Origin of the sequence: Arthrobacter sp. zg-Y1116 (assembly GCF_024385485.1) — a bacterium.
GTDB lineage: Bacteria > Actinomycetota > Actinomycetes > Actinomycetales > Micrococcaceae > Arthrobacter_B.
The window spans coordinates 738,036-752,089 of sequence record NZ_JANFLR010000002.1 but is presented as its reverse complement, the minus strand read 5'-3'; the positions used below and the strand labels follow the sequence as shown (position 1 = coordinate 752,089).

At 66.7% G+C, this 14,054-nt stretch carries 16 protein-coding genes; 9 read left to right on the top strand and 7 right to left on the bottom strand.

Annotated elements, in window-relative coordinates; genetic code table 11:
- Positions 1-80: 80 nt before the first annotated feature.
- Positions 81-1,088 carry an NAD-dependent epimerase/dehydratase family protein gene (locus NNX34_RS10240; RefSeq protein WP_255766397.1) on the bottom strand — a complete coding sequence of 336 codons (1,008 nt, stop codon included), beginning with the start codon at positions 1,086-1,088 and terminating at the stop codon, positions 81-83.
- 113 nt (positions 1,089-1,201) lie between these two features.
- Between NNX34_RS10240 and NNX34_RS10235 the strand changes: the two genes are divergently transcribed.
- A complete protein-coding gene (locus NNX34_RS10235; protein ID WP_255766396.1) occupies positions 1,202-2,047 on the top strand; it encodes an aldo/keto reductase in 846 nt (281 codons plus the stop codon).
- Between the two features lie 26 nt (positions 2,048-2,073).
- Positions 2,074-2,415, top strand: coding sequence for a hypothetical protein (locus tag NNX34_RS10230; RefSeq protein WP_255766395.1), 342 nt, complete (start codon positions 2,074-2,076; stop codon positions 2,413-2,415).
- Positions 2,416-2,421: 6 nt separating this feature from the next.
- Here NNX34_RS10230 and NNX34_RS10225 read toward each other — a convergent pair whose 3' ends face one another.
- Positions 2,422-2,751, bottom strand: a complete 330-nt coding sequence (locus NNX34_RS10225) for a hypothetical protein (protein ID WP_255766394.1) — start codon at positions 2,749-2,751, stop codon at positions 2,422-2,424.
- Positions 2,752-2,842: 91 nt separating this feature from the next.
- Here NNX34_RS10225 and NNX34_RS10220 point away from each other — a divergent pair, with 91 nt between their 5' ends.
- Complete coding sequence (locus NNX34_RS10220; RefSeq protein WP_255766393.1) at positions 2,843-3,547, top strand: SOS response-associated peptidase; 705 nt, start codon at positions 2,843-2,845, stop codon at positions 3,545-3,547.
- Positions 3,548-3,568: 21 nt separating this feature from the next.
- On the opposite strand, the gene NNX34_RS10215 is transcribed toward NNX34_RS10220, so the two are convergent.
- On the bottom strand, positions 3,569-4,543 hold the full coding sequence (locus NNX34_RS10215) for an aldo/keto reductase (RefSeq protein WP_255766392.1): 975 nt from the start codon (positions 4,541-4,543) through the stop codon (positions 3,569-3,571).
- A 98-nt stretch (positions 4,544-4,641) separates the two neighbouring features.
- Between NNX34_RS10215 and NNX34_RS10210 the strand changes: the two genes are divergently transcribed.
- The 3 genes from NNX34_RS10210 (at position 4,642) to NNX34_RS10200 (ending at position 7,046) form a co-directional block, all read left to right on the top strand.
- Positions 4,642-5,427 (top strand): thioesterase family protein, encoded by a 786-nt coding sequence (locus NNX34_RS10210; protein ID WP_255766391.1) that lies wholly within the window; start codon positions 4,642-4,644, stop codon positions 5,425-5,427.
- A 15-nt stretch (positions 5,428-5,442) separates the two neighbouring features.
- Positions 5,443-6,171, top strand: coding sequence for a lipoate--protein ligase family protein (locus tag NNX34_RS10205; RefSeq protein WP_255766390.1), 729 nt, complete (start codon positions 5,443-5,445; stop codon positions 6,169-6,171).
- A 101-nt stretch (positions 6,172-6,272) separates the two neighbouring features.
- Positions 6,273-7,046 (top strand): winged helix-turn-helix domain-containing protein, encoded by a 774-nt coding sequence (locus NNX34_RS10200; protein ID WP_255766389.1) that lies wholly within the window; start codon positions 6,273-6,275, stop codon positions 7,044-7,046.
- On the opposite strand, the gene NNX34_RS10195 is transcribed toward NNX34_RS10200, so the two are convergent.
- Positions 7,043-8,485, bottom strand: coding sequence for a lipase maturation factor family protein (locus NNX34_RS10195; protein WP_255766388.1), 1,443 nt, complete (start codon positions 8,483-8,485; stop codon positions 7,043-7,045). The two genes, NNX34_RS10200 and NNX34_RS10195, sit on opposite strands and share 4 nt — an antisense overlap.
- 55 nt (positions 8,486-8,540) lie before the next feature.
- On the bottom strand, positions 8,541-9,083 hold the full coding sequence (locus NNX34_RS10190; RefSeq protein ID WP_255766387.1) for a hypothetical protein: 543 nt from the start codon (positions 9,081-9,083) through the stop codon (positions 8,541-8,543).
- 118 nt (positions 9,084-9,201) lie between these two features.
- Between NNX34_RS10190 and NNX34_RS10185 the strand changes: the two genes are divergently transcribed.
- Both NNX34_RS10185 and NNX34_RS10180 read left to right on the top strand, forming a co-directional pair.
- Complete coding sequence (locus tag NNX34_RS10185) at positions 9,202-10,008, top strand: PIG-L deacetylase family protein (RefSeq protein ID WP_255766386.1); 807 nt, start codon at positions 9,202-9,204, stop codon at positions 10,006-10,008.
- A 127-nt stretch (positions 10,009-10,135) separates the two neighbouring features.
- On the top strand, positions 10,136-10,885 hold the full coding sequence (locus NNX34_RS10180; RefSeq protein ID WP_255766385.1) for a phosphotransferase: 750 nt from the start codon (positions 10,136-10,138) through the stop codon (positions 10,883-10,885).
- 239 nt (positions 10,886-11,124) lie between these two features.
- Here the strand turns inward: NNX34_RS10180 and NNX34_RS10175 are convergent, their stop codons facing one another.
- Positions 11,125-12,324, bottom strand: coding sequence for an MFS transporter (locus tag NNX34_RS10175; RefSeq protein WP_255766384.1), 1,200 nt, complete (start codon positions 12,322-12,324; stop codon positions 11,125-11,127).
- A 16-nt stretch (positions 12,325-12,340) separates the two neighbouring features.
- Positions 12,341-13,024, bottom strand: coding sequence for an SDR family NAD(P)-dependent oxidoreductase (locus tag NNX34_RS10170; protein WP_255766383.1), 684 nt, complete (start codon positions 13,022-13,024; stop codon positions 12,341-12,343).
- A 153-nt stretch (positions 13,025-13,177) separates the two neighbouring features.
- Here NNX34_RS10170 and NNX34_RS10165 point away from each other — a divergent pair, with 153 nt between their 5' ends.
- On the top strand, positions 13,178-14,050 hold the full coding sequence (locus NNX34_RS10165) for a helix-turn-helix domain-containing protein (RefSeq protein WP_255766382.1): 873 nt from the start codon (positions 13,178-13,180) through the stop codon (positions 14,048-14,050).
- Positions 14,051-14,054: the final 4 nt, after the last annotated feature.

Sequence of the window (14,054 nt, the reverse complement as noted above, 5' to 3'; positions counted from 1 at the left end):
TCCGGATATACCTGCTGCCTGCACTCTAACAGCCGCCGGAAACAGAAGCTTCGGACCCGCCGCCCCGGAGGGAGTTGCCCCTAGGCGCCCGCCCGTGCCCAGCCCGCGAGCCGGTCGCTGACTTCCATCCATCCGGTTTCCAGTACCTGTTCGCGGGGATGGGCGTCGTACCACTGGACGATTTCGCGGGCACCCTCGGAAAACGGAATGACTGCACGGTAATCCGGCACCAGGGATTTGATCTTGCTGTTGTCGAAGATGACCGAATGGCTCTTGTCGCCCAGCAGGCCCGGGCCCCGCCCCGGATCCAGCGCTGCAATGGTCTCGGAGGCCACGTGGACCAGGAGCGGCTCGGGGACGCCGGCGGCAGCGGCCAGGGAACGGTAGACGGCATCCCAGGGCAGGAACTCATCGGAGGTGATGGTGTAGCTTTCGCCGACGGCGGCGGGCCGGCCCAGAAGGCCCACGAAGGCCTTCGCGAAATCCCGGCTGTGCGTCAGCGTCCACAAGGACGTGCCGTCACCGTGCACCACCACCGGTAGCCCGGAGCGCATCCGGTGGATATCCGTCCAGTGTCCGGACAGCGGGACCATGGTGGCGTCATAGGTATGCGACGGGCGCACCACCGTCCCCGGAAAGCCCTCGCTCCGGTAGGCCTGCACCAGGATGTCCTCCCCGGCGATCTTGTCCCGGGAGTACTGCCAGAACGGGTTGCGCAGCGGCGTCGACTCCCGCACCGGCAGCCGCGCGGGCGGTTTCTGGTAGGCGGAGGCCGAGCTGATGAACACGTACTGCCCGGTCCGGCCGCGGTACAGCTCCACCGCCGCTGCCACATGCTCGGCGGTGAAGGACAGGAAGTCCGCCACGGCGTCGAACGTCCGGCGGCCCAGGGCGTCCCGCACGGCACCTGCATCCCGGACATCCGCGGCCAGGACCTCGACGCCGGCCGGCACCGGACGCAGCGCAGACACGCCCCGGTTCAGCACGGTCACCCGATGCCCGAGGCTGGAAGCGTGCGCGACGGCCGCGGCGCTGATTACGCCGGTGCCGCCGATGAAAAGCAGATCAAGAGCCGCGGGATGCGTCATTGCGGGTTTCCTTACGGGTTTCCTTGACTGGGGGCAGGAGCCGGGCTTAGGTGGAGGTGCCCGGCTCCGAACTGCACCAAGCCTAGATGAACGCACGGCAGGAAGGCACCGCCATGACAGAGAGTCCCCGCACCGTTGTCCCGGAACTGACGCTCGGCAACTCCGTACGGATTCCGCAACTGGGGTTCGGCGTCTTCCAGGTTCCGGCGGACCGGACGCAGGAAGTGGTGGAGGACGCCCTGGCTGCCGGATACCGGCATATCGACACCGCTGCAGCGTACGGCAACGAGGCCGGAGTGGGAGCGGCCATCGCAGCGTCCGGCATTCCGCGGTCCGAGATCTTCGTGACCACCAAGCTGCGCAACGGAGACCAGGGGAGGGCGAGGGCAGCGTTCCTGGACAGCCGGCGAGCGCTGAACCTCGACGTCGTCGACCTCTACCTGATCCACTGGCCGGTGCCCTCGCAGGGGACGTTCGTGCAGGCCTGGAAGGAACTCGAGGCCCTGTACCGGGACGGCTATATGCGCGCCATCGGGGTCTCCAACTTCCTCGCGGACCACCTGGATGCCCTGTATGAGCAGAGCCAGGTCCTGCCGGCCGTAAACCAGATAGAGCTGCATCCCGGATATCAGCAGGCGGCGCTCGCGGCCGACACCATTTCCCGCGGCATCGCGGTCGAGGCCTACAGCCCGCTGGGGCAGGGCCGGGAACTGGCCGGAGCGGAGGTGGCCGCGCTCGCAGAGAAATACGCAGCCACGGCAGCTCAGGTGGTGCTGGCCTGGCACCTGGGGTCGGGACGGATCGTCATTCCCAAATCCTCCGACTCGGCACGGATGCGGGAGAACCTGGCTGCCGCCGGGCTCGAACTGACGCAGGAGGAACTGGACCTCCTGGACACGCTGGAGGGAGGTCGCCGGATCGGTGCCGATCCGGCGACGGCGGACTTCAGCCAGTTCTGACCCGCCGGACAGTCTGGGGAGGATGGATGCGGCCGTCTCAGGAAGCACTGGATCTCCTGCACGCCATCGCCGACGTACTGCAGGACGGTCCGCTGACCGTGGGCACCATGTTCCGCAGCCCGGGGCTGCGTACCGGATCTAAGATCGTGGCCTTCCTCGGTTCCGGCGATTACCTGATCGTGAAGCTGCCGAAAGCCCGCGCCCGGGAGCTCATTGCTGCAGGCGCGGCAGGGCCGGTCACCATGGGTAAGCGCACCATGCGGGAATGGGTCGAGGTGCCGTCCGCCGCGGACCCGGAGTCCACGGCACGTCAATGGACGGCACTCACCCGGGAGGCGCTGGCATATGTCCGCAGCCTTCCGGGTTAGCTGACCTCATCTGGTATCCCGGGCGGTGCGGTCACCCAGGGTTTCCTTGCGTGAGTTGTTCGTGCGGCGGGTGACGGCCGAGGCCCAGACCCAGGTGGCCCGGCGCAGTCCGGCATCCTCCCAGAGCACCTGCACCGCCCGGGAGGACCAGCTGCAGGCTTCGCCCTTAACCCGCTCGGCAGCGCCGGGGAACCGGATCCAGGCCCAGACGGGCACGCCGGGCACCGACGTGGTGACCGGATTGTGCTCGAAGTCCAGCTCTTCCGGGGTAAGGCTGATCGGCTCGGCCCGCCGCGCATAGCGGGCCGCCAACCGCTCGGCGGCGTCCTGGTTCATACAAATAGAATATATGTTCGAATGCGGGTAACCGGCCCGGGTCCCTTCCCTGCTCCTGCGGGCGGCCGGTCCATGGTGCACAATAGGTGCCATGTGCGGACGGTACGTAATGGCAAGGGCGACGTCGGATCTGGTCTCGGCGTTCGCCGTCGAGCAAACGGTGGGACCGGATGTGCTGCCGTCCTGGAACGTCGCCCCCACGGACGACGTGCGGATCGTCACCGAGCGGTTCGCCAACGAAGCACCGGTGCGGCGGCTGGCGACGGCTAAATGGGGGCTGGTGCCGGTCTGGGCCAAGGACCCCAAGATCGGCTCCCGGATGATCAACGCCCGGCGGGAGACCATCCTGGAGAAACCGGCGTTCCGCAAGGCGGCCGTAAAGCGCCGTGCCCTGGTGCCGGCGGACGGCTACTACGAGTGGGAAAAGTCCGCGGACGGCAAGATCCCCACCTACCTCTACTCCGGGAAACAGGACCCGCTGGCCTTCGCCGGCCTGTACGAATTCTGGCCGGACCCGGCGCTGCCGGAGGACCACGAACACAAATGGCTGCTGAGCGTCACCATCATCACCACGAAAGCCGCCGACGCACTGGGCCACATCCACGACCGCACCCCGCTGATCATCCCGCCGGACCTCTACGCGGACTGGCTGGACCCGAAGCTGACCGACGGAGCCGACGTCGCCCAACTGCTGGACGCCGTGCCCGAACCCACGCTCACCCCGCGGGTGGTGTCGCGCGAGGTCAACTCGGTGCGCAACAACGGGCCGGAACTGATCGAGCCTGCGAGCGCCTGACCCCCGGTGAACCCCGGTGGATCACCAGGCGTAATCCTCCGGCGCCGGGGAGTGGCCCGGGAAGATCTCATCCAGGCGGGCCAGCGTCCCTGAATCCAGGGGAACGTCAAGGGCCAGCAGCGCCTCGTCCAGCTGCTCCTGGGTCCGCGGGCCCACCAAAGGCGCCGTCACCGCGGGCTGGTGCAGCAGCCAGGCCAGTGCCAGGACGCCGGGCAGGATGTCCAGTTCCGCGGCCAGGTCCTCGTACTGCCGGATCTGGTCCCCGTGTTTCTCGAGCAGGTCCCGCACCCTGCCCTCGGCGCGCCGCCCGCCGCCGTCGGCCTCCTTCGCCAGAATCCCGCCGAGCAGCCCGCCCTGCAGCGGTGACCACGGGAGGATGCCGAGCCCATACTGCTGCGCGGCGGGGAGGACTTCCAGCTCCACGGACCGGTTGATCAGGTTGTAGATGCTCTGCTCGCTCACCAGCCCCGCGAAGTTCCGCCGGTTGGCGTTCTCCTGTGCCCGGGCAATGTGCCAGCCGGCGAAGTTGCTGCTGCCGCTGTAAATGATCTTGCCCTGCGCCACCGCCACCTCCATGGCCTGCCAGATCTCCTCCCACGGCGTGTTCCGGTCCACGTGGTGGAACTGGTACAGGTCGATGTAATCCGTCTGCAGCCGCTTCAGGCTGGCGTCGAGGGCGCGGCGGATGTTCAGCGCGGAGAGGTACGTGTCATTGGGGCGCTCGCTCATGGAGCCGTAGAGCTTGGTGGCCAGGACGGTGTCCTCGCGCCGCCCGCCGCCTTTGGCGAACCAGCGTCCGATGATCTGCTCGGTCCAGCCCTTACGCTCGCCCCAGCCGTACACATTGGCGGTGTCGAAGAAATTGATGCCGGTTTCCCGGGCGGAGTCCATGATGGCGTGGGCGTCCGCCTCGTCGGTTTTGGGTCCGAAGTTCATGGTGCCCAGGCACAGGCGGGACACGGACAGGCCGGAGCGGCCAAGATGCGTATATTCCATCGGGCCAGTGTGCTCCCCGTTACGTTGCGGGGCCAGCCGTCGGGCGGCGCTGGGGTAGCCTGAAAGCCAATTCCGGAACGGCAGGGAGAAGCAAGCACGTGGCTGAATCGTATTACCGCTCGCTGGGCAACGACGCCTATGAGGCAACCATCCATACCCAGGGCGCCTGGAATCCGCAGGAGCAGCACATGGCCCCCATTTCCGGCCTGCTGGCCCACTGCCTGGAGCAGTTCCGTCCACGCCCCGAGCTGCGCATGGCCCGGATCAGCTACGACATTTTCGGGTTGATCCCGCGCACCGCCTTCGAGGTGAAAACCTCCGTCCTGCGCCCCGGACGGACCATTGAACTGGTGCAGGCCGAGATGGTGGTTGACGGGCGCACCGCCGTCCGCGCCACCGCCTGGCGCCTGGCCCGCGGCTCGACGGCCGAGGTGGCTGCCGTGGAAGACGATGCCATGCCCGGTCCGGCAGAGGCGGGCACCCATGAGGGCATGACCGAGTGGCCCGGGGCGTTTATCGAATCCCTGGAGAAGCGGGCGCTGCCGGGGCTGCGCCCGGGCCGCGGCCGGGCGTGGCTGCGCACCCCGCACGAAATGGTGGAGGGTACGCCGACGTCGGACCTGGTCCGCCTCGTGGGCATGGCAGACACCGCCAACGGTATTTCCACCCGCGTGCCTCCGGGCGGGGACAGCTACATGTTCCCGAACGTTGACCTGCAGCTGCACCTGCACCGCGAACCCCGCGGGGAATGGCTGGGCCTGGACACCCGGGTGACGTTCGGTGCCGACGGCATCGGCCTGACTTCGACGGTCCTGCATGACCTGCAGGGCCCGTTTGGACGCAGCGAGCAGATCCTGACCGTCCGGCCGCTCGGCGGAGCGTAGGCGGTGCCCGCCGCCTTGGAAGTATTCCGGCAGGAGGAATCCCTGGGCGCCGCCGCCGACCTCGACTTCGCGCTCGCCATGCTCGACGCCGTCCGCAGCGGTGGGCTCGGCCCGGCCCTGCGGATTTACCGTCCCCGCCCCACGGTGGCCCTGGGGCAGCGCGACGCCAAGCTGCCCGGCTTCGCCGCGGCGCAGGAGGCCTGCCGCCGGCACGGATTCGAGCCCCTGGTCCGCAAGGCCGGCGGCCGGGCAGCCGCCTACCATGACGGCTGCCTGGTCCTGGACCATGTAGAGCCGGACGCGGATGCCCTCGCCGGCTCGAGACGCCGGTTCGCGGACTTCGGCGAGCTGCTGGCCGGCGCGTTCCGCAAGGTCGGGCTGACCGCAGGTGTAGGCGAAATCCCGGGGGAGTACTGTCCCGGGGAATTCACCGTCTCCGGCCAGGCATCCGGCGGGGAGCGGATCAAACTGGTGGGCACGGCCCAACGGGTGATTGCCGGCGGCTGGCTGTTTTCCTCGGTGCTGGTGGTGGACAACGCCGGCCCGCTGCGCCGGGTGTTGACCGACTGTTATGCCGAGCTCGGGCTGGGCTGGGACCCGCGCACCGCCGGAGCCGCCCGGGACCTGGCACCGGGACTGGACATGGCCCAGGTCCTGGATGCCGTGCTGGCCGCCTACGCCGGCTACGCACCCGTCGTCGACGAGGACTTCGCCGCACTGCAGGGGAGAGTTGCGCAACACTAGGGCCGCGTCGCTTCGTCCCGGCGGTTCCCGGCGATAGTGTTGATGCCGGTGAGCCGGCATAACCGGAGCGGCCATCAACATCTCGTAACAAAGGAATTCCATTGGGCTCAGACACCGTTGAAAATACTGCGCTGCGGCTGCAGGCGGTCCTTGAGATCCTCGCAGCAGAGGACCCGTCAGCTACCGGCAAGGTCAGCAGGGCAAAGGTACTCGGTGCCGCCCTGGACCGTGTGCCGCTCGCAGGACGCGAAGCGGAGGCCCTGGCCAGCGGCACCTCCCGCGGTGAGCGTGCCCTGGTGAATGCCACCACCAAGCTCGTCAAGGCGGGCTGGATCCTCAAGGAAGCCCGCTCGGGCTGGAGCATCACCAACGAGGGCCGCCGGGCCCTGAAGGACTTCCCGGAACCGGCGCACCTGTCGGCCGCCCTCAGCGGAAAGCCGGTGGCTGCGGCCGAAGCCGCTTCCCCGGCAGAGGAAGTAGTGGAAGAGGTCCTGCGCGACGCCGTCGCCGTCCCCTCCGCTCCGGCCGAGCAGCACGGCTCGCACCCGGAGACCGATATCCCGGAGCCGTCCTTCCCGCAGCCGGAGTCCGTGGCCCTCGCCGGCGATTTCGGTGCAGCGCTCGGCACCGAGGACTGGAATCCGGCCGGGGCACAGTTCGCCTTCGACCGCCATGACGAACTGTGGAAGCTCACGGTGGACCTGCCCGAAGGCACGTACACCTACAAGGTGGCCTTGAACGGTTCGTGGGAAGAGAACTACGGGTTCGACGCACACCGCGACGGCGGCAACATCGAGCTGTGGCATGCCGGCGGTCCGCTGACGTTCCTGTATGACCACGCCACGCACAACGTGGTCACCAAGGCAACCGCCTAGGACCGACGCGGCGTCGTGCCCGGACCCTCAACGGGGTCCACCAGGAATCCGCGGGGTTCCCGCACCCACCAGACCCGTTCGCGGCGCAGCTCCGCGGGCGTGGAAAAGCGGTAGCGGTAGACACGGGCACGGATCCAGCGGGGCGGCTCGCCGTCGAACGGGTCCCTGCGCAGCAGGCGCAGGGTCCGCCGGTCGGCGGTGAGCAGCTTCCGCAGCAGCACCGGGAACCAGGCACCCGAGGCGCCCAGGCCCAGGAACCACATCAGCCAGTCCAGCCGCAGATGATAGGGCGCAAACTGGCGCGGCATCCGGTGCGGGTCCCCGGGCTTGCCCTTGAACTCGTACTCCAGCCAGCGGGCGTCCGGCCCCGGCGGATCGTTGGTGCCCTCGATGACCACCTCGTTCCGGTGCCGCGTGATGCTGCCGAACGCCCCGTAGGCATTGGAGAGGTGCCAGCGGTTGAAGCTGGCATTCATCAGCTGGTCGCGGCGGACCAGATTCTTCAGCGGTGCCCACGCCCAGTACAGCACCGCCAGGGTCACGGCGCCGACGACGACGGCGAACGCCGCCGGGGTTGCCGCCGGATCCGGTGCGGCGAACTGTGCCTCCGGGAGCACCGCCTGCACCGCCGAATCGCTGATCGCCGTGCACGCGAGCAGGATGGTCAGCACGTTCAGCCAGGCGAAGTTCCCCGAAAGGACCAGCCAGAACTGGGTCACAATCACCACCGCCGCGGCAATCGACGCCACCGGCTGCGGGAAGAACAGGAAGAACGGCACCACCAGCTGGGCGAAGTGGTTGCCCAGCACCTCCATCCGGTGCAGCGGCTTTGGCAGGTGGTGGAAGAACCAGCTGGCCGGGTTCGGCATCGGCTGGGTTTCGTGGTGGTAGTACAGGGCGGTGAGGTCCCGCCACACCTTGTCGCCGCGCATCTTGATCAGGCCGGCACCGAATTCGAGCCGGAACACCAGCCAGCGGAAGGCCCACAGCACCGCGACCGGAACCGCGACGTCGTCCGAGCCGAGGAACGCGGCCAGGAACCCCGCCTCCAGCAGCAGCGATTCCCAGCCGAACCCGTAGAACGTCTGCCCGATGTTCACCACGGACAGGTACAGCCCCCAGATAAACAGGAAAGCTGCCATCGGCAGCCACCACGGCCCGGACTGCGGCACTCCGGCCACCAACAGGGCGGCGACGACGGCGCCGGCCCAGACCACTGCGAGCAGGAACCGGTCCGAATAGTGCCAGTGGAAGAGGGTGGGGATTCCCCTGCCCTTGATCCGGGCCAGGAACTGCGGGGCCGGGAGCAGGCCGTTTTCGCCGAGCAGCGCCGGAAACTGGGCGGCCGCGGAGAGGAACGCGATCAGGTAGACGGCGCCGATGCCGCGCTGCAGCACCTGTCGGGCGAACTCGTATCCTTCGGCGCTGAACCACTCCATGGCATGTCAGCCTAGCTCCAGCGGCGGGCCGGCGCCGCCCGTCCGGGGGCCCGGCTTAAATGTACTTATTGATGTACACCCAGCGTCCCCCGAGGTCTGCACGGAGGGCTTCGAGCAGGGTCGTGACGAGTTCGGGTGAATACCCGCCGGTGCCGGTATCAATAATGACCGCGAAGGACGCCATTGCCATGCAACTCCCCAGGTCCCAGTCACCGAATAGTCCCGTCCATGAGCAGTCGGGACAGGCAAGCCGAGGCTCGGGGCCGCCGTCGTACCATTCACTGACCAGCGGAACAATCAGCTCGAGCGGAAACTGGAAGGGGCAGCGCCGGCAAACGGGACCCTCGGTACCCTCACCGGCAAAGTAGTACTCCCGTTCGGCGACAAAACTGTAGCTTCCGTTGGCGTCTGCGGATGCCGCCAAGGTGCGCGGTCCGAAGGCGTCGGCGGGGTGCTTGTCGTAGTAGGGGTCGTAGACCGTAGGGTCGGCCATGCTCCAGCCGGTGCTGCGGAACCAGCTCCGTACCTGGCTGAATCGTGCCTCGCTTCCTTGCGCGTCTACGGAAAGGTCCAGCAGTTGTTCCCGGTTATCGCTCATGCCACACGGTAACGAATGCCGCCGGAAAATACCCGGAAGAGCAACAGGTTCCTCTTGCCTGCCCCTCGTCCTACGCTGGAACGGTGGCAGAACCCTCTGCCGCGGGAGGTGCCGGAAAATGACCGGATCGCATGTCCTTGCCCTCGTTGTCGCCCATCCCGACGACGATGCCTACGGGCTGGCGGGAACAGTGGCACTGCACGAAGATGATCCGCAGTTCCGCTTCGTCCTGGTCCACGCGACCGACGGCGGCGCCGGGCAGATCGATCCGTCCTATCCGCCGGTCAACGAGCCGCTCGGGCGGATCCGCCGGCGGGAAACGGACGCGGCCTGGACGGCTCACGGCCGGCCGCCGGACCGCCACGAGTGGCTGGACTACGACGACGGCGCGGTGGCCGAGGTTCCCTTCGCGGAACTCGAGGAACGGATCGGCGGCATCCTGGCGCAGGAGCGGCCCGACGTCGTCGCCACCTTTGGTCCCGACGGGCTCACCGGGCATCCGGACCACATCGCGGTCGGTGCGGCTACGGACGCGGCCTTCGGGCATCTGAAGGCCGACGGCGGACCGGGACTGCAGCGCCTGCTGCACGGCGGAGTGTGCCGCTCCACCTGGGACCGGTGGAACCGCAGCCGGATCCGGCACGGACTCCAGCCGTGGATCGAGGGGAGGGTGTATGACGTGCATCCGATCCCGGATGAGCTGATCGGGATCGAGGTTGATGTCGGCAGCGTGGTTCACCGGGTGGTGGCGGGCCTGATGGAGCACCGGACCCAGCGCCATGTGGTCTCCCCGGGGGTGCCGCCGGACGTGGAGGAAGACGTCCGCTGGGGACGCACCGTCAGCTCCGAGATGCTGGCCATCGCGTGGCCCCCGTGGCAGCCAGGGGGTGCGGTGCTGGGCGATGTCTTCGAGGGGCTGGACTAGACGGGCGTCGTATCCGTCTTCGGTTCCTTGCGGTGCCCGGCGGAGGGTCCCTTAGCGGGCGTGTATTGGTTCCGCCCGCCCGTGAGATGGCTTGGTCAGATTGTTTGCACGCAGTAGCGTTCTTCGGGTGAATGAGGAAGCTGAAGAACTTGAAGGCGGAAACGCCTCAGAGAGTGTCGTTCGTATTGGCGATACTGTCCGCAAACCGTGGCAGGAAAACTCTGCCACGGTTCAGAAATACCTGAAAGCTCTCCAAGCGGCTGGCGTTGACGTGCCCGAACCCCTGGGCAAGGATCACGATGAGCGGCATGTCATCGAGTACGTCGATGGTAAATCTGCGATGGACCAGTTGCCCCTAGGGCAGAATGACCTCCTGCGGATCGGTCGTTTGATTCGCCAAATTCACGATGCCAGCGAAGGATTTGGCCTCCCGGATACGACCGGATGGAACCTTCTGCTTCCTGCCGACAACGCGAACCTAATGTGCCACAACGACCTGGCGCCATGGAACCTCATCATGGGTGAACGGTGGGTATTCATCGATTGGGACGCCGCGGGCCCGAGTACGCGCCTCTGGGACCTTGCATATGCAGTGCAGTCCTTTGGAATGCTCTTTGAAGGCCAACCCGTTCCAGAGGCAGCCGCGAGGCTGCGTGCTGTTATCGACGGATATGAAGCTGACGAGGTCTTACGGGAAGCGTTGCCCGAAGCCCTAGGAAAGAGGACGGCGGCCATGCATGAGCTGTTGAAGTCCTCACATGAAACCGGATTCCAGCCTTGGGCAGAAATGTATGTCAGCGGACACGGCGATCACTGGCGCGGGGCGGCTGACTATGTCCTACGCAATAAAGATGCCTGGAAACGGGCCCTGGCTTAGATTGCTGTTGGCCTACAGAGACCCGATGCAGGATCCTTCAGCGGGCACGTCCCTTGCCAGGCGGGGGAATAACGACAGTTGAGGTAGCTAAAGGCTGGTGTGAGCATGGCGAGTACACCCAGGCCGATCTCGCTGGACTATTCCCAGTCTCTCGAACGACGATCTACCGAGAAGTGCAGCGACGAGCAATCGCGGCCATGCCACAGCCCCGTCAATAGAATTGGTTTGACTGCGGTGCGTTAACCGGCTGACACCACCGTCGTTTTTGTTCGGGGAAGACTCGTCAGTACCAACGCGCCGACGATCGCCGCAATTCCACCTACGGTCAGGGCGTAGGTCGCACCGGCGCCGTCGACGAGGAGTCCGCCCAAGCCGGCTCCGACGGCGATCGCGATATTGCAGACCGTCACGATGAGCCCGCCGATTTGTTCAAGCCGTGTCGGTGCAGTCCTGGCGCCCCAGCTGAGCACTGCGGTCGGGAGTCCGCCGAAACCAAACCCCCAGAGTGCGGCGGCGATGAAGAGGCCGGTGATTGATCCGCCGGCGAGGAGCATAACGAGCATTCCGAGCCCCAATACCGCAGGGAAGAGGAACACGGCGGCCCGAAGCGCACGGTCGGCCAGGGGGCCGCTGAGAACGGTGCCCAGGACGCTGGCGGCTCCGAACACGAGCAGCAGCACGGCCAGGCCGCCGGCATCGATTCCGGACACGGTTTCTGCCGCCGGGCGGATATACGTGAATCCGCCGAAGTGGCCGCCGAAGACCAGCAGGACCGCAACCAATCCCACCACGACCACTCCGGAGCGAAGGGTCGATCCGAGGGCGCGAAGCCCGCTCACCCCTGTAGGTCTGATGGCCGGCAGTGTGGCCGCCTGCACGAGCAGGGCCAGAGCCGCGACGACTGCGGCGATGGAAAAGACGGCCCGCCATCCCCAGATTTCCCCGAGCCAGGCACCGAGAGGTACGGCAACGATGGTTGCAACCGCTACACCGGCGTTGATGACGGTCAGCGCGCGGCCGAGATGGTCGGCGGGTACCAGGTGCGCGGCCATGGCGGTGGCCATTGCCCAGAAGCCGCCAAGGGCAACGCCGAGCAGGAGCCGCGCCGACAGAAGAATGAAAAGGCCGGGTGCCAGGGCAACGAGGATGTTGGAGAGGATGGCCAAGGCGGTAAGACCGATCATGACCCGCCGGCGATCGGTGCGGGGGAGGACCACGGCGATAAAGAGGGCCGAGAAAACAGCAGCGACGGCGGTCATTGTCACGCTTTGTCCTGCAGCACCGACCGATACGTCCAGGGTTCCGGCGATACGCGGAAGGAGGCTCGCGGGCAGGAACTCAGACATAACGATCGCGAAGATTCCAAGGCCGAGCGAGACAACACCGCCCCAGGAGGCTGTCTGGCCTGCTTTGGTGAGGTGTAAGGGGGTGGCGGTCATTGTGGTGATCCTTCTCCTAGAAGTGCAGCTCGCCGTTTTCGTCCCGGAGGGTTCCGGTTGGGCCCTCCGAGCCGTGGGTGGCGAGGCGCACAACGACTCGTGCGCTTTCTTCCGGTGGCCTCCCGATTCCGAAGCGGGCCGTCATTTCCGTGGCAGTGGTGCCGGGTTCGAGTGCGTTGAACTTGATGCCGGGGTGGGACTTGGCGTACTGCACGGTGAGCATGGTCGCCGCCGTCTTGGACGCCGAGTAGAGGGCGAGCGGCAGGTCGAACTCCGGTCGATCGGGGTTGGTGACCGCCCAGAAGGATCCGGCGCTGCTCGAGATGGTGACCACATGGGCGTTGGCGGACCTGCGCAGCAGGGGGAGTGCGGCCTGCGTGACGCGGACAATACCTACCGCATTGGTATCGAAGGCCCGGAGGGCGGAGGGGCCGTCCATCTCTGTCTCGAGGACGCCCGCGTTGTGCACCAGGACGTCGAGCCGGCCCTCGGCGGCATCAATGCTCGCGAGTGCGCTGCTGACTGAGGGGTCGTCCGTTACGTCGAGCTGCACGAATCGAGCGCCCAGCTCTGCTGCGGCTTTCTCACCCCGCTCGGCATCACGGGCACCTATGTAAACGACATGCCCCAACTCCAGCAGTTGCCTGGCTGTTTCGAATCCGATGCCCTTGTTCGCCCCGGTGATTAATGTGATGGTCAATTTTCTGTCCTCTCGGTAGGCTCAGCTCCAGCTGAGCCACTGCAACGCTACGAATGCCTGCTTTCACCGGCCAGAGCCCTGTCCAGCCGGGGGAGTGACAGGACCCCCTCTGCCGCTGTCCCAACCGCCCTGCCAGGTCCTAGGCTGGCTCCCATGAGTAAGACATCGAACGCCCTTGGCGACTATCTGCGGGCCAGGCGCGAGCTGGTAACACCGAAGCAGGCCGGCATCCCGGACATAGGTGTGCGTCGCGTGCCCGGACTGCGGCGCGAGGAAGTGGCCATGCTCGCCGGCATCAGCGCCGATTACTACCTGCGGTTGGAGCGTGGACGGGACCGGCACCCCTCCGTGCAGGTCCTCGAGTCCATCGCCCGCGTGCTCCAACTTGACGACGAGCACCTCGCGTACCTGCTCACGCTGGTCGCGGACGTTCCCCGGCAGCGCGTTCGCCGGCCGTCCAAGGAAACCGTTCCCGCTGGTGCACTCAAGCTGCTGGATTCGCTCGCCCAGCCCGCCTTCATCGAGGGCCGGTACTTTGACATCCTGGCCGCAAACAGCCTGGCGAAAGCGCTCTCACCGCGTCTTGATCTCGGGGGGAACCAGCTGAGGGACATGTTCCTCGACCCGGCCGAGCAGGCCCTTTATCCGGAGTGGGAAGTGGTGACGGAGTGCTTCATTGCGAACCTTCGGCAGTCCGTGGGCAAGGATGTCGACAATCCCCGTTTCATCGAACTCGTCGGAGAGCTTTCGCTGGCGAGCCCCTACTTCCGCCGAATGTGGGCACGGCATGAAGTGCGGGCCCAGAGAGGCACACCGATGCGCCTCAACCACCCGCAGGTCGGGGAAATGACCCTCAACCGGGAGCGCCTGGGCATCAACGGAGCGGACGGACTGATGCTCGTCATTTACCACCCCGACGCCGGCTCCGACAATGCTGAGAAACTTGCGCTCCTTGCCTCCGCGGCCTTCTCAACGAACACGAGCCAGGAACATCCGCAAACCGGCGCCGGGTTAACCAGGGAGTGAAACC

Bases quoted from the DNA above. Each gene is read 5' to 3' on its own strand.
- NNX34_RS10240 (WP_255766397.1), bottom strand. From the start codon at position 1,088: ATGACGCATCCCGCGGCTCTTGATCTGCTTTTCATCGGCGGCACCGGC.
- NNX34_RS10235 (WP_255766396.1), top strand. From the start codon at position 1,202: ATGACAGAGAGTCCCCGCACCGTTGTCCCGGAACTGACGCTCGGCAAC.
- NNX34_RS10230 (WP_255766395.1), top strand. From the start codon at position 2,074: ATGCGGCCGTCTCAGGAAGCACTGGATCTCCTGCACGCCATCGCCGAC.
- NNX34_RS10225 (WP_255766394.1), bottom strand. From the start codon at position 2,751: ATGAACCAGGACGCCGCCGAGCGGTTGGCGGCCCGCTATGCGCGGCGG.
- NNX34_RS10220 (WP_255766393.1), top strand. From the start codon at position 2,843: ATGTGCGGACGGTACGTAATGGCAAGGGCGACGTCGGATCTGGTCTCG.
- NNX34_RS10215 (WP_255766392.1), bottom strand. From the start codon at position 4,543: ATGGAATATACGCATCTTGGCCGCTCCGGCCTGTCCGTGTCCCGCCTG.
- NNX34_RS10195 (WP_255766388.1), bottom strand. From the start codon at position 8,485: ATGGAGTGGTTCAGCGCCGAAGGATACGAGTTCGCCCGACAGGTGCTG.
- NNX34_RS10190 (WP_255766387.1), bottom strand. From the start codon at position 9,083: ATGAGCGATAACCGGGAACAACTGCTGGACCTTTCCGTAGACGCGCAA.
- NNX34_RS10185 (WP_255766386.1), top strand. From the start codon at position 9,202: ATGACCGGATCGCATGTCCTTGCCCTCGTTGTCGCCCATCCCGACGAC.
- NNX34_RS10175 (WP_255766384.1), bottom strand. From the start codon at position 12,324: ATGACCGCCACCCCCTTACACCTCACCAAAGCAGGCCAGACAGCCTCC.
- NNX34_RS10165 (WP_255766382.1), top strand. From the start codon at position 13,178: ATGAGTAAGACATCGAACGCCCTTGGCGACTATCTGCGGGCCAGGCGC.